This window comes from Nocardiopsis algeriensis (assembly GCF_014203695.1).
Taxonomy (GTDB): Bacteria; Actinomycetota; Actinomycetes; order Streptosporangiales; family Streptosporangiaceae; genus Nocardiopsis; species Nocardiopsis algeriensis.
Genome location: NZ_JACHJO010000009.1, coordinates 23,148 through 42,210, shown reverse-complemented (window position 1 = coordinate 42,210; position 19,063 = coordinate 23,148). Strand labels below are relative to the sequence as shown.

Here is a 19,063-nt window from a genome sequence, read left to right as displayed (position 1 = left end):
TCCCCCGGACGGGGGAGGCCGCAGCGTTCCTCGGCGGGACGCGCCCGCGGGAGTCACTTCCCGCGGTGGCTCGCATGCTCCTCGTCGGGGGTGTCGCGCAGTTCGACGTAGGGCTCCTCGTCGCCGGGGAGTCCCTCACTCATGGCGCGGCCGCGCTCGATCTCGGCGTTGAACTCCTGGCCCAACAGGATCGCGATGTTGCTGATCCACAGCCAGACGAGAAAGATGATCACCGTCGCCATGCTGCCGTAGGTGTTGCCGTAGGAGGCGAAGTTGGCGACGTAGAAGGCGAAGCCGGCGGAGGCGAGCAGCCAGAGCACGACCGCCAGCGCGCTTCCCGGGCTGACCCAGCGGAACTTGCGCTTGGCGTTGGGCGCGGCCCAGTACAGGAATGCCACCATGAACATCACCATGAACAGCAGCACCGGCCACTTCGCGATGTCCCACACCATCACCGCCGTCGAACCCAGGCCCACCAGGTCGCCCAGCCATTGGGCGGCCGAACCCGTGAAGGTGACACCGAGCACCGTCAGGGTCACCAGGATCACGAGCACCACGGTGATGCCGACGCGCAGCGGCAGCGTCTTCCAGAAGGGTCGCCCCTCGGGGATGTCGTAGACGATGTTGGAGGTACGCATGAAGGCCGCGACGTAGCCCGACGCCGACCACAGGGCGACGGCGAGGCTGATCAGACCGAACACCCCTGCGGCCGTCTGGTTCCCCTGAAGGGTCGAGATCGCCGTCGTCAGCAGTTCGCCCGCGTCCTCGGGTACGGCCCGGGAGATGTTGTCGGTCATGGTCTGCGTCGCCTCGGGCCCGGCCATGCCGACCAGGGCCACCAGCACCAGGAGCGCGGGGAAGACGGACAGGATCGCGTAGTAGGTGAGGCCGGCGGCGAGGTCGGTCAGGTTGTCCTTGCCGAACTCGCCGACGGTCCGGCGCAGTGAGGCCCGCCACGAGGACGCCGGCACGTCGGTGGGGCCGTCGGGTTTCCGGGGAGAGGGCACCTTACCTGCGGTGGGTTTGTGTTCGGGCATCGTCTGGTCTCTCCTCGCTTCCCGGGGGCCGGACAGGGCGGGGTCCTTCGGCCCCAACGGCCGGCACCACCGCCGGACGGGTCCGGGGTGGTGCCGGCAGATCACGGATGTCGGGCATGCGCCTCAGGAGCGGCGCATCTCCTCCGCCGCGGACCGGGCCTCGCCGCGGGCGTGCTGCCCGGTGGTCTGCGCGGCTTCCGTCGCGTTCTCCTTGAGGTGCTGGCCGGCGGCCTGCGCCGACTCCCTGGCCTGTTCCTTGACGTGGTCGACCGACTCGCCCACGGCCTGCTTGGCGGGCTCGATCAGGTCTCCCGCGCGCTCGTTCACACGCTGGGCCGCACGCTTCTCGGCCTGGCTCTCGGACAGCACGGAGGCGGCCAGCAGGCCGGCGCCGAAGGCGATGAGCCCTGCGGCGATGGGGTTGCCCTGCGTCTGGCGGGCGGCCTGCTCCGGCGCGGACCTGGCCATGTCGACCGCCTGGTCCTTCGTGTGGCGGATTCCCTCGGCCGCCTGTCCGGCACCCTGGCGAACCCCTCCGGCAGCCTGCGACGACGAGCCCATGACCCGGTCCTTGATGCTGCGGGTCCTGTCCCGCATCCGCCGGGTGCGCCGCTCCACGACGTTCCTCGGCTTGGCGTGGTTCACCAGGCGGTCGGTGTCATGGGTCAGTTCCGAGCGGGTGCGCTCGATGTCGTGCTTTATCCGGTCGGATGTTTCGCCCATTGCGCGTCCTCCTTGAGCGTTTCGATGGTGCGTTCCGGTTTGGGAGAGACCTCGCGCATCCGGTTGCGTCCGACGACGAACAGGACTGCGCCCGCGATCGCCCAGAGTGCGGCGACGACCAGGGCGGCCCAGCCCAGTCCGATGAGTTCGGCCAGGCCGAAGACCGCCGCCAGGCTGAGCAGCACCACGGTCATGTAGCCGGCCAGTGCGGCGCCGCTGAGGAGGCCGGCCGCCTTGCCGGCCTTGCTCGCCTCCTCGCTGATCTCGGCCTTGGCCAGGGCGACCTCCTGCCGGAACAGCTTCTGCAGGTCACTGGTCACCGCACTGAGGAGTTCGGAGATGGACTCCTCCTCGCCGGGCCTCGCGCTGTGTGACGAGGTTGCGGAAGTGGCCGCCATGTCGTCCTCCTTCAGAGTGTTCGGCCCGGCATGCCGGGATCGCCGGGAGTCGTTCCGGACCCCTCGTGCCGGGGGGTACCGGGCTGCTGGAGATACGGGGTGGTTCCGCCGGAGTCGTCCCGGCTCTGGTGCGGAACCGACGGGGCCGCGTGGCCGCCGCTGCCGATCTGCCTGGGGTGGCCGCTGTCGGTGCCGCTGTCGTCCGAGAGGGCGGACGACACCTTCAGCACACGGCCCAGTGCGAAGCCGGCGACGGCCGCGCCGGCAAGGAAAGCCATCGGCTTGCGCCGGGCGAACTGCTTGGCCTCGTCGACCAGGCCCTCGAACCCCCGCTCCTCCAGGAAGTCGGCTGCCCGCAGGCCGCTCTGCGCGACCTGGTTCACGGCGTCGCGCACCGGGGACCCGGAGTCCCCGTTGTCGGCCATGGAGGACAGCTCCTCCGACCACTGGCGCAGGTTCTGCGAGGTGCGCCGGGTCTGCTCACCGGCCTCCTCGCGCAGACGGGCCTGGACGTCGCTCGCGACGTTCTGTGCCTCGGAACGGGCCTCACCGGCGAGGGAGCGTGCCTGCTCCCCGGCAGTGGACGCGACGCCCCCCGCCTTCTCGCGGGCGGTCGAGGCCAGTTGGCTGCTCTTGTCGCCCAACCCGCCTGTTCCCTCGTGCGACTGCATCAAGCCTCCTCGGAGCCGGCCTGTTACTCGGTTGTCATCGCGACTACCCGGGTGGCGCAGGGCTATACATGCGTGTCGGAGATGCGGTCCGACCGGGAAGAGAAAATGGGGCGGCCGTTGCCTCCCGGCCCACGCACGGCCGGGGGAGGAAGGGGTAGGGGGACGGTCGGAGGCGTCGGGGCCTCCGCCGAGAGGAGGTCCGTGTGTTCGTCTTCTTCAGCAGCCGCCTGGGCTGCTTCCTGTCACTCCTGGTCTCGGCCGGGCTGACGATCCTGCTCCTGCTGGTGCTGAACTCCTGCGGCTGACCCGCTCCGCTTTCCGGTCCGGTGGTCCTCCGGCCCGCGGTGGCCCGGCGGAGATGTCCTCCCCCTTTGCTAGCGTGCGGCCCGTTCCGAGGCACTGGAAGAAGAGGACGGTATGTCGGTGACCCATGAGCTGGGTGAGGTCGTGGCCGAGCGGCGGCTGGAGGCCGTGGCCGAGGACGGTACGCGCACACCGGTGATCGTGAGACTGGGCACGCCCGAGCCCGACCCCCACCCCGAGGCGCGCGGTGACTGGCACTGCCCCCGCCAGATCCTGGGGCTGGGGGACGAGGCCGTGGCGACCTCCTACGGTGTGGACTCCCTGCAGGCGTTCCTGCTGAGTGTGTACGCGACCCGGCTCCAGCTGGAGGAGCGGGCCCGGGTCGCGTCGGTCCGGCTGAACTGGCTGGGCCAGGAAGGTCTGGGCCTGGAGGTCGACCCGAGGATCTGACGGCGGTCGGGCACGGCGGGGGCGCGGCGGCCCCGCGGCCGCGGGACAGGGGTCAGGATCCGGTTCCGCGGGGCGGCAGCAGGCGCAGCACGGGGAGGCCGGTGGCGGGCTCGGGCAGATCGGGTCCTTCGACGACGACCAGTCCGGTTCCGGGCGGGATCCGCACCTCGGCCGAGGAGTCGGGGTCGACCCTGCGGAACCGGAACTCCGGTTCGTCCGCCTCGGCGCGCATCGCCTCCTCGTCCTCGGGGCCGGGCGGGCGGGCGACCGACGGGCTGGGCCGTCCGGCGATGCCCGAAAGTGCGGGGCCGCTGCGCGGTGCGGGCCGGGGAGGCGGCTGCCCGGGGACCAGCCAGAGGGTCTCACCCGGGGTGCACAGGCCGGCGAGCAGGCCCGGGGACACGTCGCCCGGTTCGGGCAGGTGCAGGCGCACGCTGCGCCCCGACACCAGCTGTTCGATCACGGCCGTGTGCGCGCCCCCGGCAGTACCCAGCAGCCTCTCGGCCGCCCCGATCTCCATCGGACCGGGACCGCCGCGCCTCAGAGGCCAGTACGGGAAGGCCGGCCGGGGCCAGACATAGGGCAGACCCCGGGGTGTCTCGGGGAACAGCGGCCGGTAGTGCTCCTCGTCCTTGGCCACCAGGTTCGAGCGGTGCGACCGGTGCAGGTCCTCCGCACCCAGCCACGGCGGGAGCATGTCCCGGTCCCACAACTCGGCCTCGTCGGGCGGTGTGCCCGCGGTGAAAGCGGTCAACGAGGGGAGAACGGCGTCGGCGCGGCCGCGTTCACGCCATTCACGGCACACCGCCGCGCCGTAGCAGACGAGCGCGGGCACGAAGCCGCGCCACATCGCCACGGCGGGATGGCGCTTCCATCCGTACCGGGGCCACACCAGTGCCCGCAGGATCTGCAGGGTCTCCACCCGCTGCTTCCCCAGGCGGCGGTCCTCCAGCACCCGCGCGCACTCGGCGAACGAGGCATGGGGCAGGAAGGTCTGCATCGCTCCCCCTCTTCGAACCTGCCCGGGTGCCGCCGCGGACCGCGGCGGCACCCGGAACACGGTTCCACCCTCTCACGGCCCCGCCCGCCTCCGCGGTCGTTCGGTCACAGGATGTCGGCGGGGGTGTCCAGGACGGTGCGGTCCCCGGAGGCGACCAGGTCGAACTGGGGGCCGGTGCGCGGCAGCTCGTGGCGGAAGAAGTAGGCGGCGGCCGCCCGCTTGCCGTCGTAGAAGCGGCCCTCGCGGCCGTGTGCCGCCACCAGCTGCTCCAGCCACATCCACGCGACCACCACGTGCCCCGTCGCCTCCAGGTAGGCGGTCGCGTTCGCCAGCGCCGTCTCCGGATCCCCCTCGGCCCAGGCCGCGGCCGTGGTCTGCGCGACGCGGTCCAGCGCCGCGGACAGCGCCTCGGCGCAGGCGGCCTCCTCCCCGCCCAGGGCGCGGGCGCGGTCGGCGGTGGCCCGCGCGGTCTCCAGCAGCAGCGCCAGGCGCCTGCCGCCGTCCTGGACCGCCTTGCGGCCCAGCAGGTCCAGCGCCTGGATGCCGTGGGTCCCCTCGTGGACGGGGTTGAGCCGGTTGTCCCGGTAGTGCTGCTCCACGTCGTACTCGCGGGTGTAGCCGTAGCCGCCGTGCACCTGGATGGCCAGGCTGTTGGCCTCCAGGCACCACTGGGAGGGCCAGCTCTTGGCGATCGGGGTGAGCACGTCCAGCAGCAGCGAGGCCCGCTCGCGGACCTGCGGGTCCTCCGCACTGGCGGTGTCGTCGACCAGCCGGGAGCAGTACAGCACCAGTGCGAGGGCGCCCTCGGCGTAGCTCTTCTGGGCCAGCAGCATGCGCCGCACGTCGGTGTGCTCGGTGATGGGCACCTGAGGCCGCGCGGGGTCCTTGGCGCCGAGGGGGCGGCCCTGAAGGCGCTCGCGCGCGTAGGCCAGCGACTTGAGGTAGCCGGTGTAACCGAGCGCCGCGGCGCCCGCTCCCACACCGATGCGCGCGCCGTTCATCATGTGGAACATGTACTTCAGCCCCTGGTGGGGCTCGCCCACCAGGTAGCCGACCGCGCCCGGCCGGCCGCCGGGGCTGTGCCTGCCCTCGCCGAAGTTGAGCAGGGCGTTGACGGTGCCGCGGTAGCCCATCTTGTGGTTGAGACCGGCGGGCACGACGTCGTTGCGCTCCCCGAGGGAGCCGTCGGGGCCCACCAGGTACTTGGGCACGACGAACAGGGAGATGCCCTTGACCCCGGGGGGCCCGCCGGGGATCTTGGCCAGCACCAGGTGGACGATGTTCTCGGCCAGCTCGTGGTCGCCGCCCGAGATCCACATCTTGTTGCCGAAGATCCGGTAGGTGCCGTCGCCGGCCTCCTCGGCGCGCGTGGTGATGTCGGCCAGGGAGCTGCCCGCCTGCGGTTCGGACAGGCACATGGTGCCGGAGAAGCGGCCCTCGGCCATGGGGCGCACCCAGGTGTCGACCTGCTCGGGTGAACCGTGGGCCAGCAGGAGCCGGGCGTTGCCCAGGGTGAGGAAGGGATAGGCCGAGGTGCCCAGGTTGGCTGCCTGGAACCAGGCGTTGCAGGCGCTGACGACCACGTGCGGCAGCTGCCCGCCGCCGACGGAGGCGGGCAGGCCCAGGGCGTTGAGGCCGGTCTCGGCGTAGACCTCCAGAGCGCGTTTGACCTCGGGGATGACGTGGACGCGCTCGCCGTCGAAGCGGGGCTCGTTGGCATCGTTCGTCTTGTTGTGCGGCGCGAAGTGGTCGGTGGCCACGCGCTCGGCCAGTTCCAGCGCGCCGTCGAGCGTCTCGCGCGAGTGGTCGGCGTAGTGGGGGCGCTTCGTGAGCGCCTCGGCGTCGAGCCACTCGTGGAGCATGAAACTCAGGTCGCGCGCGGACAGCAGGGTGGACGCCACGGGGCCGCCTCCTCGGGATCGGGTCCGGATGACAAGACCGACTGGTCGGTACGCTATCTGCGCAGAATACGCCCCCGCCACCGGGGACCGCGCCTGCGGGGCACGTGTGGCGGACACCCGTTCCGCCGTGGGGTGTCCCGGCGCGTTTCCCGCCGCGGTCCCTCCGGCCGGTGGAAAGCCGCTCCGGACCCGTGCCCGGCCTCGTACGGAACGCACCGGAACTCCGCTCGCGAAGGGCAGCGGCGACCACGATGATCAGGTCACTACATCTAGGCTGTCGGTGAGCCGAGAAGGAGCACCACCCACATGCCGCACGTACCTGCTGACCCCTCCCGCACCGTTCTGCTGCTCAACGGGCCCAACCTCAACCTGCTGGGCACCCGCGACCCGCGGCAGTACGGCACCACGACCCTGGCCGAGGTCGAGCGGCGGGTGACCGAGCTCGGCCGGGAGCTGGGCGTGGAGGTGGTGTGCGCGCAGAGCAACAGCGAGGGCGAGCTCGTCGACCGCCTCCACGCCGCCCGCCACTGGGCGGGTGTGGTGTTCAACCCCGGTGCCTACGCCCACTACGGCATCGCGCTGCGCGACGCGATCGACGCGATCGAGGCGCCGGTGGTGGAGGTGCACATCTCCAACGTCTACGCGCGCGAGGAGTTCCGCCACACCTCCGTCACCGCACCCGTGGCAGCGGGTTACGTCGCCGGATGCGGCGTCTTCGGCTACGAGCTGGGCCTGCGTGCCGTGCTCCGGCGCGCCGCCGAGCGCGGCTGACCGGCAGCCGGCCTGCGGGCCGACCGCCGGTACCGACCGGTCGGTTTCCGAGGGGCACGGATATCAGCGGTAGGTCATCAGATTCGCCCCCGGCCGCTCCAGGTGCGCGTGGTCGTTGAAGGAGAGCAGCTGGGTGCCGCCCCGGCCGTGGACGATCTTGCTCACCGAAGCGTTGACCACGACCCGGTTCATCGCCAGGAACCCGGGGACGGACGTGCCCAGGATCGTCGAGCACACCGCCGAGATCACCCCGGCGGAGGTGAACACCAGGGCCGTCTCACCCTTGCCCAGGCCCGCGGTCACGTCCGACAGCGCCGCCATCGCGCCGTCGCGGAACCCCGCCCAGGTGCCCGGACCGCTGCCTCCGGCGGCGGTCCACGCGCTCAGGGCGGCCTCCAGCCGCTCCTGCACGCTGCCCTCGCCGATCACGTGGCGGTCCAGCAGCTCCAGGTGCTCGTACTCGTTCCAGCGCGCGTCGGCGACCGGCTCCGCGCCGATCCCCGACTCGGCCAGCGCCGCGGCGGCCGTCTGCCGCTGCCTGCGCAGCGTGCCCGTCACGACCGGGCCCACGCGCAGCTCGCGCCGCTTGATCTCGGCGCCCAGGAGACGCGCCTGCTCGTGCCCGGGAGGGCTCAACTCGTCGTAGTCGTCCGCCTCGGGAGAAGCCTTCCCGTGGCGGATCAGGTAGATGGTCGGCATCGCCACAGGATACGGACGCCCTCCGGGCGGGGCAGTGCCGGGGCGCCCCCGCCGCCGCTACACGGGCCCGGACGCGGGCTCGAAGCGCACCACCACCGACTTCGACGTGGGGGTGTTGCTCACCTCGGCCGTGGAGTCCAGCGGCACCAGCACGTTCGTCTCGGGGTAGTAGGAGGCCGCGCACCCGCGCGCCGTCGGGTAGTGCACCACCCGGAAGCGGGCGGCCCGGCGCTCGCGGCCGTCGGGCCACTCGCCCACGATGTCGGTCAGGGAGCCGTCCGCCAGCCCGAGCTCCCGGGCGTCCTCGGGGTTGACCAGGACGACCCGGCGGCCGTTCCTGATGCCCCGGTAGCGGTCGTCCAGGCCGTACACGGTGGTGTTGTACTGGTCGTGCGAGCGCAGTGTCTGCAGCAGCAGGCGCCCCTCGGGGACCTCGGGCGCGTAGGAGCCGTTCACGGTGAAGTTCGCCTTCCCCGTCGCGGTCGGGAAGCGCCGCTCGTCGCGCGGGGAGTGCGGCAGGGTGAACCCGTCGCGGCGGCGGGCCCTGGCGTTGAAGTCCTCGAAGCCCGGGACCACCGCGGCCACGTGGTCGCGGATCCGGTCGTGGTCGGCCATCCCCGACCACTCCACCGGGCTGTCGCCGAACATCCTGCCCGCCAGGTCGCGGACGATGTCGACCTCGGAGCGCATGCCCTCCGACAGCGGCGGCAGCACCCCGTGGGAGGCGTGCACCCGGGACATGGAGTCCTCCACCGTCACCCAGCGCGCCCGGCCCTCGTGCAGGTCCCGGTCGCTGCGCGCCAGTGCGGGCAGGATCAGCGCCCTCGTCCCCGTCACCACGTGCGAGCGGTTGAGCTTGGTGGACACGTGCACGGTCAGCCCCACACGGCGCATGGCCTCCTCGGTGAATCCGGTGTCGGGGGAGGCGTGCACGAAGTTGCCGCCCATGGCGAAGAACACCCGCACCTCGCCCCGGGCCATCGCGTGGATCGCGTTGACGGTGTCGTGGCCGTGCCTTCGCGGCGGGGCGAAGCCGAACTCGGCCTCCAACGCGTCCAGGAAGCTCTCGGCGGGGCGCTCGACGATGCCCATCGTGCGGTCGCCCTGCACGTTGGAGTGCCCGCGCACCGGGCACACACCAGCGCCGGGGCGGCCGATGTTGCCGCGCAGCAGCAGGAAGTTCACGACCTCGCGGATGATGGGCACCGAGTGCCTGTGCTGGGTCAGGCCCATCGCCCAGCACACCACGGTCCGCTCCGAGGCGGCCGCCAGGGCGGCGATCTCCTCCACCAGGGACCGCTCCAGCCCGGTGTCCCTCTCCACCCGCGCCCAGAACTCCTCCTCGGGCTCGGACAGCAGCGCCTCGGCGAACGCGTCGAAACCGTGGGTGCAGGCGGAGATGAACTCCCGGTCCAGCACCTCCTCGCCGCGGCGGTCGGCCTCCAGGAGCAGACGGTTGACGGCGGAGAACAGCGCCAGGTCGCCGCCCAGGCGGATCTGCGCGAACAGGTCGGTCAGCCTGGTGCCCCTGCCCAGCAGCAGGCCGCCGACCTCCTGCGGGTTGCGGAACTCCCGCATCCCCGCCTCGGGCAGCGGGTTGACCGTGACGATGCGGGCACCGGCGCGCTTGGCGCGCTCCAGGGCCGAGAGCATGCGCGGATGGTTGGTGCCCGGGTTCTGGCCGGCGACGATGATCAGGTCGGCCTTGTACAGGTCCTCGAGGGAGACGCTGCCCTTGCCGACGCCTATGGTCTCGCTCAGGGCGGAGCCGGACGACTCGTGGCACATGTTCGAGCAGTCGGGCATGTTGTTGGTGCCCAGCTGGCGGGCGAAGAGCTGGTAGCAGAACGCAGCCTCGTTGCTGGTGCGGCCGGAGGTGTAGAAGACGGCTTCGTCGGGGGAGTCCATGGCCCTGAGCTCGGAGGCGACCATGTCCAGGGCCTCGTCCCAGCCGATGGGGGTGTAGTGGGAGGCGCCCTCGGCCAGGTACAGGGGCTCGGTGAGCCGGCCCTGCTGCCCCAGCCAGTAACCGGAGCGCTCCGCCAGCTCGCTCACGGGGTGGGCGGCGAAGAAGTCGGAGGTCAGGGCCCGCGAGGTGGCCTCCTCGGCGACCGCCTTGGCCCCGTTCTCGCAGAACTCCGCGCGGTGGCGCCGGTCTCCTTCGGGCCAGGCGCAGCCGGGGCAGTCGAAGCCCTCCTTCTGGTTGACGGCCAGCATCGCGGGAAGTCCGCGCCGCACCCCGGCGTGCTCGCCCACCAGCCGCATGCTGTTGAGCACCGCGGTCAGTCCGGCCGCGGCGTTCTCGGGCGGGCCGACGGCGGGCGAGTCCTGAACGGGGTCGGGCGCGGTGGGGCGTCGGTTCCTCATACCGAGATTGTGGCACCGGACACACGTGTGTCCAGCTCGCGGAGATCCTCCCCGGCTTGCCACCGGGGGCCTCCCCGGCGAGCCTGGTGGCCCGGCGGCCCGCAGCGGTCGGCGGCTTGACCCTGACACGGTGTCAGGGCCGACCGTGGAGGAGCCATGTACACGATCGGAGAATTCGCCTCGCTCGGACGGGTCTCGGTGCGGATGCTGCGGCACTACGACGCCGTCGGCCTGCTCACACCCGCCCGCGTCGATCCGCACACCGGATACCGCTTCTACTCGGAGGAGCAGTTCCTCCAGCTCGTGCGTGCCCTGGCCCTGAAGGACCTCGGCCTCACGCTCGGGCAGGTCGCCGCCGTCGTCCACGGACGGGTGGACCGGGAGGAGCTGGCCGCCCTGCTGCGTGAACGCGGCAGCGACCTCCGAGAGCGGATCCGGCGGGACACCGAGCGCCTGCACCGGGTGGAGGCCAGGCTCCGAGCTCTGGAGGGAGACGCCATGTCCCTGGAACACATCGACGTCCGGGCCTTGCCGGCCCGCACGGTGGCCGTCGGATCGGCTCGGGCGGAGGGCTTCAACCAGCCGCAGATCGGTCCCGTCGTGTCGTCCCTGTTCGGAAAGGTGGCCGCGGCGCTGCAGACCGCGGGCCTGACCTGTGACGGCGGCGCCGTCTCCTTCTACGAGGCGGTCGAGGCACCGCTGGGAGGCGACGGGGAGGTGCGCGTGTTCGCCGGATTCACGGTCCCCGCAGGAACCCCGGCCGGCGAAGGCTTCGAGGTCGTCGACCTGCCCGCCGTGGAACGCGCCGCGGTCCTCACCCACAAGGGGGCGATGGCGACGATCGGCGGGAGCTGGACCGTGCTCATGGAGGCGGTCGCCGAGAACGGCATGGTGCCCCAGGGCCGCGCCTACGAGGTCTACACGGTCTCCATGCCCGCTCCCGAGGAGGAGTGGGTGACCGAGCTGCAGGTCGGCGTGGCCGCCGCCTGACGGGTGCCCGGAGGACCCGGCCCCGCGCCGCCCGGGTCCGGGGCGGGCTCCGGCAGAGAAGCGGCGGGGGCCGGCGCGCCGCGCCGGCCCCCGCCGCCGAGACTTCAGTCCTGGAGGTGCTCCTGGACGAGCGGAACGATCCCGTCCAGGGCGTAGGAGACGCCCAGCGCCGAGCCGCTGGAGAAGGCGTTGGCCAGTTCCAGGTCGTCCATGACGACGAGGCGGCCGTCCTCCGCCGAGGGGATGCCCTGCAGCACCGGGTCCTCGTGCAGGTCCTGGGCGGTGTCGCCGATGGGGAAGACGATGGTCAGGTCCGCATCGAGGACCTCCAGCATCTCCTGGCTCAGATCGACGTAGAACGCGCCCTCGGCCATGTCGGTGATCTCGGACTTGTACTGGAAGCCGAGTTCCTGGAGCAGGTCGACGCGGGAGTCGCCGGGCACGTAGGCACCGTACTGGCCGTCGAAGTAGGCGCCGACCGCGATGGTCGTGTCGGCGAACTCGGGGTGGTCCTCCCGGATCTGCTCGAAGCGGCCCTCGAGTTCGGCGACGAGCTCTTCGCCGCGCTCGTCCTCGCCGAGCACCGCGGCGACCTGGCGGGTCTGCTGCTGCCAGGTGGTGCCGTAGGTGACCTCCACGCCGGGCGGCGGGCCGACCACCGGGGCGACCGGGGCCATCAGGTCGTGGCGCTCCTGGGTGTGGTCGGAGCGGGTGTCGAGGATGACGTCGGGCTCCAGGGCGGCGATCGCCTCCAGGTTCGGCTCCAGGGTGGCGAGCTGGGCGGGCTCCTCCTCGAACAGGTCGGCGGCCCAGGGACCCACACCGGTGCCGCCGTAGGCCTGCCAGTCGGCCACACCGACCGGCTGCACGCCCAGCGCGAGCGCGGTCTCGGCGTCCGACCACCCCATGGCGACGACGTTCTCGGGCCTGTCCTCGATCACCACGTCGCCGAAGAGGGTCTCGACGGTGACGGGGTAGCCTTCGGCGGTGGAGCCGGAGGAGGGCTCGGTTCCGTCGGCGGGGGTCCCGCAGGCGGCGAGCACGACGACGGAGAGCGCGCCGGCGGCGAGGGTGCCGCCGCGTGTCAGCGGACCGCGGTACATGGGGCCTCATTCGTTGGGGGTGAGCTTAGCCTTGCCTAAGCATCATAGTGGTGGAAAAGGTACATCAAGCGCAAGCCATCCCCGGTTGCCCCGCATCCGCACGGTACCCGGCCGCCCCGCGTTCGCCGCCGCCGGTCCGGCTGGCTAGCCTGACCTGGGCACGACAACAGGGGGTGGGGCACCGTTGGCTTCCTTGCCTCTCCGCGAGGAGGGGGCTGCGGCGGTCGGACGCCGGGCCGCCTTCCGCCCGGACACCTACCGCCCTGTCCGGGAGGGCGCCCGCCGAGGCCCCGCACCGGCCCCGCGGGCGGGCGACGCCGGCCCGCTCGCCGGTCACCGTGCCCCGGCCGGCCCCACGTTCCGTCCGACCTCCTCACAAGGCCGATCCGGGAAGGAGAAGGGCGTTCTCTTCCCCGCCTGAAGGCGGGGCCCCACGTCCGAACACCCGATGACCACACGTCCGACGGCAGGCGCACCCCCGCACCCGTGCGCACAGGGGCCCGCCGAGTGAACACACCCGCCGATCCCCGCGTCCCCGCAGACGTGCGCTCCCTGCGCACGCGCACCCTGGCCCGCAACCGGCGCGACATCGCCCTGGGCACCGCGCTGCTCTCCCTCCACCAGGCCGCCGAGGCCCTCGTCCCCGTCGCCATCGGCGTGACCGTCGACCGGGCCGTCTTCACCGGCGACCCCCTCGCCCTGGCCTGGTGCACCGCGGGCATCGTCGCCCTGTTCACGGTCCTGGCCACCGCCTACCGCTTCGGCGCCCGCTTCACCCTGCGCGCGGCGGAGAACGAGGCCCACCTGCTGCGCGTGGAGACCGCCCGCCGGGCCCTGGACCCCCGGGGTGAACGCAGCGGCCTGCGCGCCGGCGAGGTGCTCTCGGTGGCCACCTCCGACGCCGAGCAGGCCTCTCTGTACACGCAGGCCTGGGCGCGGTCGATCGCGATGGTCACCGCCATCGCGGTCACCACCGCCGCGCTGCTGGCCGTCGACGTCCCCCTGGGCCTCGGCGTGCTCCTGGGCGTCCCGCTGTTCATGCTTCTCATGCGCTTTCCCGCCGAGCACATCGCCCGGCGCAGCGAGGCCAAGCAGGCCGCCGCCGCCGGGGCCACCGCCCTGGCCACCGACCTGGTCGGCGGCCTGCGCGTCCTCATGGGGATCGGGGCCAGGCACAACGCCGCCCTGCGCTACCGCCGGGCCAGCGCCCGTGCCCTGGAGGCCTCGGTCTCCGCCGCGGCGAGCAACGGCCTCTACCGCGGCCTGGTCACCGCGGGCGGGGCGCTCTTCCTCGCCTGCGTGGCGGGTGTGGCCGGATGGATGGCGATCGAGGGACGGCTGAGCATCGGCGAACTCGTCACCGTGGTCGGCCTCGCCCAGTTCCTGGCCGAACCCGTCCAAGGACTGGGCATGGTCGGGCAGGCGTTCGCCACCGCACGCGCCTCGGCCCTGCGCATCGTCCGCCTGCTCAACGCCCCCGACGCGGTCGCCCCCGGCGGACACCCCCTGCGCACCGAGCCCGTCGTGGAGCTGTCGGGGGTCACCTACAAGTCGCTGCGCGGCCTGGACCTGAGCCTGGCACCGGGCGAGTTCGTCGGCGTCCTGGCCACGGACCCGCGCGACGCCGAGGCACTCCTCGAACTGCTCTCGGGATCCGCAGGCCGCGAGCAGGTCGGCGGCACGGCCGCCGTCGGAGGCGTGTCCGTCCACGACCTCGACCTCGCGGCGCTGCGCGGCGCCGTCCTGGTCGAGGACCACGGCGCCACCCTCTTCGAGGGCACCCTCCGCTCCAACCTGCTCGTCGGCGCCGACCTCGACGATCCCGGTCTGCTGTCCGCCCTGCGCGCGGCCGCGGCCGAGGACCTGGTCACAGGCCACCCCGAGGGGCTGGACCGACCCGTCGCCGACCGCGCCGCCAACCTCTCGGGCGGCCAGCGCCAGCGCGTGGCCCTGGCCCGGGCCCTGGCCGCCGATCCGCCCGTGCTCGTGCTCCACGACCCCACCACCGCCGTCGACGCGGTCACCGAGGGGGCCATCGCCGAGGGCGTGGCCCGCGCCCGGGCCGGGCGCGACCCGGCGGGCGCGACCCTCGTCATCACCTCCGGGCCGGCCCTGCTCGCCCGCGCCGACCGCGTCGTGGTCGTGGACGGGGGACGGGCCACCGCACAGGGCACCCACGAGAGCCTGGCCGAGGAACACCCCCGCTACGGAGAGGCGGTACTGCGGTGAGCGCGGCACCCCGACAGACCGAACTCCTGCCCACCGCCTCGGCCCGCCGCACCTGGGCGGTGCTCGGCGAGGGCGTGCGCGCCTCCCGGCGGACGGTGGCCCTGGCTGTGGCCGCCGTGCTGGCGGGCGGCGCCGCCGGGCTGGTCGCCCCCTGGGTGCTCGGCGACATCGTCGACGCCGTCGCGGCCGGTGAGGGCATGGACGCCGTGCTCCGGTCGGTCGCGCTGATCGCCGTCGCCGCGGTCGTCGGAGGGGTCTTCACCGGCCTGGGCGGTTGGTTCGTCGGCCGGGCCGGAGAGACGATCCTGGCCCGGCTGCGCGAGCGGGTCATGGACCGCGTCCTGCACATGCCTGCCGCCCGGCTGGAGCGCGTCCGCCTCGGCGACCTGCTCTCCCGGGTCGGCGACGACGTCGCCGTGGTCACCGCCGGCATCGCACGCAACGGGGCCGACCTCGTGGTGGCCGCCGCCACCGTGCTGCTCACCGCGGCGGGCATGACCGCGCTGGACTGGCGCCTGGGCCTGGCCGGACTGTGCGCGATGCCCGTGTACGTGCTGGCGCTGCGCTGGTACCTGCCGCGCTCGGGCCCCTACTACGCCCGGGAGAGGGTGGCGATGGGGGAGCGCTCGCACGCGATGATCGGGGCCCTGCGCGGGCGTTCCGCCGTGCGCGCCTACCGGCTCGAGGCCGAGCACGAGGGCCGTGTCGGCGACCGCTCCCGGGCGGCCATGGACATCACCCTGTCGGTGTTCCGCCTGTTCACCCGGTTCGGGGCGCGGCTCAACGCGGCCGAGTGCGCCGGCCTGGCCGCCGTGCTCGTGACGGGTTTCTGGCTGGTGCGCGCCGACCTGGTCACGGTCGGCATGGTGACCTCGGCCGCCCTGTACTTCCACCGGCTCTTCGGACCGATGATCTTCCTGGTCATGAGTTTCAACGAGGTGCAGTCGGCCGGGGCGAGCCTGGCCCGCCTGGCCGGGGTGGCCGACCTCCCGGCGGAGCCCGAACCGGACACCGGCCGGGACCCCGAGGACTCCTCCCTGAGGGTCGAGGAGGTCGTCCACACCTACGGGAACGGGGCTCCTCCCGCGCTGGACGAGGTGTCGCTGGAGGTGGCGCCCGGCGAGCGGGTCGCCCTGGTGGGCGCCAGCGGAGCCGGCAAGACCACCCTGGCCGCGGTGGTCTGCGGCCTGCGCGAACCGACCTCGGGCGGTGTGTACCTGGGCGGGGTCCCGCTGGCCGAACTGGGGGAGCGGCGCGTACGCGAGCACGTCTACCTCGTCAGCCAGGAGACCCACGTGTTCTCCGGGACACTGCTGGAGGACCTGGCGCTGGCCCGCCCGGAGGCCGGCGAGGCCGAGGCCCTGGCCGCCCTGGAGCGGGTCGGCGCCCTGGAGTGGGTGCGGGCGCTGCCCGAGGGCCTGCACACGGTGGTCGGCGAGGGCGGGCACACCCTGACGTCCGAGCAGGCCCAGCACCTGGCCCTGGCCCGGCTGGTCCTGGCCGACCCCCCGGTGGCCGTGTTGGACGAGGCCACCGCCGAGGCGGGCAGTTCGGGCGCCCGCCGCCTGGAGAGGGCCGCCCTCGCCGCGACCGAGGGGCGCACCACCCTGGTGGTCGCCCACAGGCTCACCCAGGCCCAGGCCGCGGACCGGGTCGTCGTCATGGACGGGGGCCGCGTCGTCGAGCAGGGAACGCACGACGGGCTGGTCGCCGCGGGCGGGCGCTACGCCGCCCTGTGGCGCAGCTGGCAGGGCGCCCCCGCGGGGCAGGGGCCCTCCGGCACGCCGGCGGCCCTCGGATAGGGTTGCCGGGGATCCGGACCGGCGGCCTCAGACCTCCCACCGCCGGCCATGGTCGGAGGAGGCCTTTTCCCGTGGACCGTGTCTTCCCGCCGGAGAGCCCGTGGCTCCGCCGCTTCCACGAGCGGCGGGGCGCGCCGCTCACGCTCGTGCTCTTCCCGCACGCCGGCGGCACGGCCAACTTCTACCGCTCGTGGTCGGCCGGGCTGCCGCCGTGGTGCGAGCTGTGGGTCGTGCAGTACCCCGGGCGCGAGACCCGGATGTCCGAACCGCTCGTGCCGCGGATGGAGGAGCTGGCCGACGGCGCCGCCGCCGCGCTCGCGGAGCACCTCCGGGGCCCCTACGCGCTCTTCGGACACAGCATGGGCTCCGCCGTGGCCTACGAGACCGCCCGGCGCCTGTCCGCCGGGCCGGCGGGAGGCCCCGTCCACTTCTTCGCCTCGGGCAGGAGCGCGCCCACCCGGCCGGTGACCAGCCGTGTCCACGAGTTCGACGACGACGCCCTCGTGGAGTCCGTGGTCGCACTCGGTGTCACGCCGCCGGAGGTGTTCGACGTCCCGGGTTTCCGGGAGATGGTCCTGTCCGTGGTCCGCAACGACTACCGCCTCATCGAGACCTACCGGCCGGCGGACACGCCCCCTCTGGAGGCGCCGGTCACCGCCCTGGCCGGGGACGACGACCCGCTGGCCACCCCCGACGACGTCAAGGAGTGGGCCGGCATGACCACCCGCGGCTGCACGGTGGAGGTGCTGCCGGGAGGCCATTTCTTCCCCGTCCGGCACCAGGACGAGGTGCTGGGGATCCTCGCCCGCGACCTGGCCCCTCACCTGCGGTCCTGAGCACTCCCCGGCGGGGCCCGGTCCGGGCCGCCGGTTGCGTCCCGGCGGCCCCTCCCCGGCCTAGGAGCGCGGGTCGACCGCCTCGCCGGGGGAGCCCTCCAACCGGTTGTCGTCCAGGGCGGTGACCACGTAGGCGCCCTCCTCGTCGGAGCTGTCGCTCCAGGAGGTCCGGCCGGTCACACCGAGCAGGTTGTCGGAGGACAGGGCCTCGTAGGCGTCCTCCCCGCCCGACTCCAGCAGTTCCACCTCGTCGGCGCCGAGCCGGTAGACGGCGTAGGAGCGCGCCCCCTCGGCCTCCTCCCACTCCAGCTCGGTGTCCCCGTCGGAGACGGAGGCCGAGAGGTTCTCCACCGCCCCGGTCCGGGGCTCGGTGTCGGCGGGCACGTCGGCGACCGGCGGCAGCGCGGGGTCGGAGTAGTGCTCCTCCGCCAGGTGCTCGAAGGCCTCCTCGGCCACGCCGGTCAGCGACTTGTAGGAGAAGTAGACGTCCCCGCCCACCTCCTCCAGGTCGCCGGAGTAGTCGAGCTGCGTGCTGAGGGCGTCCTCGCCCCGCCAGCCGGACTCACCGACCCGGTAGGCGCCCTGGCCGATGTACAGGTCCACGTCCGTGCCCTCGACCTCGCCGGCCCACCAGTCGGCCAGCTTCTCGTAGTCGGCGATCCCGAAGCCGCGCTCCCAGTACAGCTGGGGCACGACGTAGTCGATGCTCCCCTCCTGGATCCAGGTGCGGGTGTCGGCGTGCTGGGCCTCGTAGGACTGGAGGCCCGAGGTGGGCGAGCCGGTGGGGTCGCTGCTGTCGTTGCGCCAGATGCCGAAGGGGGAGATGCCGAACCGCACGTGCGGCTTGGTCTCCTGGATGCGCTCGTGCACCCCGGCGACGAACTGGTTGACGTTGTCGCGCCGCCAGTCGTCGCGGTCGTCGAATCCGTCGCCGTGGGCCTTCCAGGAGGCGTCGTCGTCGAACTCCTCCCCGTCCTTGGGATAGGGGTAGAAGAAGTCGTCGAAGTGCACGCCGTCGATGTCGTAGCGCTCGACCACGTCCGTGATCACCCGGGTGACCCACTCCTGGACCTCGGGGTTGCCCGGGTCGAGGAAGCCCTCGCCCCCGTAGCGGACCAGCCAGTCGGGATTCTCGCGCACGGGGTGGTCGTCGGCGAGCTCGGCGATGTCGGAGTCCATGCCGACCCGGTAGGGGTTGAACCAGGCGTGCAGCTCCAGGCCGCGCTCGTGGGCCTGGGCCACCGCGTACTCCAGCGGGTCGTAGCCGGGGTCGCCGCCCTGCTCGCCAGTGAGGTAGCGCGACCACGGCTCCAGGTCGGAGTCGTACACCGCGTCGGCGGTGGGACGCACGTGCAGGAACACGGTGTTCAGTCCCAGTTCGACGGCCTCGTCGAGGCGTCGGTCCATCTCCTCGCGCTGTTCGTCGGCGCTGAGGCCGGGCTCGGAGGGCCAGTCGATGTTGCCCACGGTCGTCAGCCACGCACCGCGCATCTGCCGCTTGTCGGAGGCCGTCTGGACACCCGCGTCGGCAAGGGCGGGATCGGCCTGGGCGGCGCCGACGATCGCGTACGCGGACAGCACGATTCCCGAAGCGGCAGCCACGGCCACCCATCGCCTGCTGCGGTGCGGTGCGGTGTCCTGTCGTCGCCTGGGGGTCATGGAAACTCCTCTGAGCTGCGATGACGCCGGATTGGCGTCAGCGAACAGAGTAGGCGACCTTGTAACGTTTTGGGCAAGTTGGTGTATCAATGGGATTCAGAACACTTTTGCGGGGTAGAGGCAA

At 72.9% G+C, this 19,063-nt stretch carries 16 protein-coding genes; 6 read left to right on the top strand and 10 right to left on the bottom strand.

What is annotated here, in order from left to right:
• Positions 1 to 53 precede the first annotated feature (53 nt).
• The 4 genes from FHS13_RS15270 to FHS13_RS15255 form a co-directional block, all read right to left on the bottom strand.
• Complete coding sequence (locus FHS13_RS15270; RefSeq protein WP_184292588.1) at positions 54 to 1,037, bottom strand: YihY/virulence factor BrkB family protein; 984 nt, start codon at positions 1,035 to 1,037, stop codon at positions 54 to 56.
• Between the two features lie 123 nt (positions 1,038 to 1,160).
• Positions 1,161 to 1,760 (bottom strand): DUF3618 domain-containing protein, encoded by a 600-nt coding sequence (locus FHS13_RS15265; protein WP_184292587.1) that lies wholly within the window; start codon positions 1,758 to 1,760, stop codon positions 1,161 to 1,163.
• Entirely contained in the window at positions 1,736 to 2,158 is a 423-nt protein-coding gene (locus tag FHS13_RS15260) for a phage holin family protein (RefSeq protein ID WP_184292586.1), read from the bottom strand. Before FHS13_RS15260 ends, FHS13_RS15265 begins: the two co-directional genes overlap by 25 nt.
• 11 nt (positions 2,159 to 2,169) lie before the next feature.
• The gene (locus tag FHS13_RS15255; RefSeq protein ID WP_184292585.1) at positions 2,170 to 2,829 is read right to left on the bottom strand and encodes a hypothetical protein; all 660 of its coding nucleotides are present in this window, start codon (positions 2,827 to 2,829) and stop codon (positions 2,170 to 2,172) included.
• Positions 2,830 to 3,246: 417 nt separating this feature from the next.
• On the opposite strand from FHS13_RS15255, the gene FHS13_RS15250 reads away from it, so the two are divergent.
• Positions 3,247 to 3,582, top strand: coding sequence for a DUF6968 family protein (locus FHS13_RS15250; protein WP_184292584.1), 336 nt, complete (start codon positions 3,247 to 3,249; stop codon positions 3,580 to 3,582).
• A gap of 52 nt (positions 3,583 to 3,634) precedes the next feature.
• On the opposite strand, the gene FHS13_RS15245 is transcribed toward FHS13_RS15250, so the two are convergent.
• Positions 3,635 to 4,582 (bottom strand): MSMEG_6728 family protein, encoded by a 948-nt coding sequence (locus FHS13_RS15245; RefSeq protein WP_184292583.1) that lies wholly within the window; start codon positions 4,580 to 4,582, stop codon positions 3,635 to 3,637.
• A 104-nt stretch (positions 4,583 to 4,686) separates the two neighbouring features.
• The gene (locus tag FHS13_RS15240) at positions 4,687 to 6,483 is read right to left on the bottom strand and encodes an acyl-CoA dehydrogenase C-terminal domain-containing protein (protein ID WP_184292582.1); all 1,797 of its coding nucleotides are present in this window, start codon (positions 6,481 to 6,483) and stop codon (positions 4,687 to 4,689) included.
• Between the two features lie 306 nt (positions 6,484 to 6,789).
• Between FHS13_RS15240 and aroQ the strand changes: the two genes are divergently transcribed.
• A complete protein-coding gene (gene aroQ, locus FHS13_RS15235; protein ID WP_184292581.1) occupies positions 6,790 to 7,254 on the top strand; it encodes a type II 3-dehydroquinate dehydratase in 465 nt (154 codons plus the stop codon).
• Between the two features lie 63 nt (positions 7,255 to 7,317).
• On the opposite strand, the gene FHS13_RS15230 is transcribed toward aroQ, so the two are convergent.
• Positions 7,318 to 7,953: a histidine phosphatase family protein gene (locus tag FHS13_RS15230; RefSeq protein ID WP_184292580.1), complete on the bottom strand. Its 636-nt coding sequence runs from the start codon at positions 7,951 to 7,953 to the stop codon at positions 7,318 to 7,320.
• Positions 7,954 to 8,010: 57 nt separating this feature from the next.
• Positions 8,011 to 10,320 carry an FdhF/YdeP family oxidoreductase gene (locus tag FHS13_RS15225; RefSeq protein WP_184292579.1) on the bottom strand — a complete coding sequence of 770 codons (2,310 nt, stop codon included), beginning with the start codon at positions 10,318 to 10,320 and terminating at the stop codon, positions 8,011 to 8,013.
• A 156-nt stretch (positions 10,321 to 10,476) separates the two neighbouring features.
• On the opposite strand from FHS13_RS15225, the gene FHS13_RS15220 reads away from it, so the two are divergent.
• Positions 10,477 to 11,310 (top strand): MerR family transcriptional regulator, encoded by an 834-nt coding sequence (locus FHS13_RS15220; protein ID WP_184292578.1) that lies wholly within the window; start codon positions 10,477 to 10,479, stop codon positions 11,308 to 11,310.
• Positions 11,311 to 11,414: 104 nt separating this feature from the next.
• On the opposite strand, the gene FHS13_RS15215 is transcribed toward FHS13_RS15220, so the two are convergent.
• Positions 11,415 to 12,413: an ABC transporter substrate-binding protein gene (locus tag FHS13_RS15215; protein WP_184292577.1), complete on the bottom strand. Its 999-nt coding sequence runs from the start codon at positions 12,411 to 12,413 to the stop codon at positions 11,415 to 11,417.
• A 507-nt stretch (positions 12,414 to 12,920) separates the two neighbouring features.
• Between FHS13_RS15215 and FHS13_RS15210 the strand changes: the two genes are divergently transcribed.
• From FHS13_RS15210 to FHS13_RS15200, 3 genes are all read left to right on the top strand, one after another.
• Positions 12,921 to 14,642 (top strand): ABC transporter transmembrane domain-containing protein, encoded by a 1,722-nt coding sequence (locus FHS13_RS15210; protein ID WP_343065042.1) that lies wholly within the window; start codon positions 12,921 to 12,923, stop codon positions 14,640 to 14,642.
• On the top strand, positions 14,639 to 16,444 hold the full coding sequence (locus tag FHS13_RS15205) for an ABC transporter transmembrane domain-containing protein (protein WP_184292575.1): 1,806 nt from the start codon (positions 14,639 to 14,641) through the stop codon (positions 16,442 to 16,444). The genes FHS13_RS15210 and FHS13_RS15205 overlap by 4 nt, the downstream gene beginning before the upstream one ends.
• A 71-nt stretch (positions 16,445 to 16,515) precedes the next feature.
• Complete coding sequence (locus FHS13_RS15200; RefSeq protein WP_184292574.1) at positions 16,516 to 17,280, top strand: alpha/beta fold hydrolase; 765 nt, start codon at positions 16,516 to 16,518, stop codon at positions 17,278 to 17,280.
• Between the two features lie 60 nt (positions 17,281 to 17,340).
• Here FHS13_RS15200 and FHS13_RS15195 read toward each other — a convergent pair whose 3' ends face one another.
• The gene (locus FHS13_RS15195; RefSeq protein ID WP_184292573.1) at positions 17,341 to 18,939 is read right to left on the bottom strand and encodes a glycoside hydrolase family 10-like protein; all 1,599 of its coding nucleotides are present in this window, start codon (positions 18,937 to 18,939) and stop codon (positions 17,341 to 17,343) included.
• Between the last annotated feature and the right edge of the window lie 124 nt (positions 18,940 to 19,063).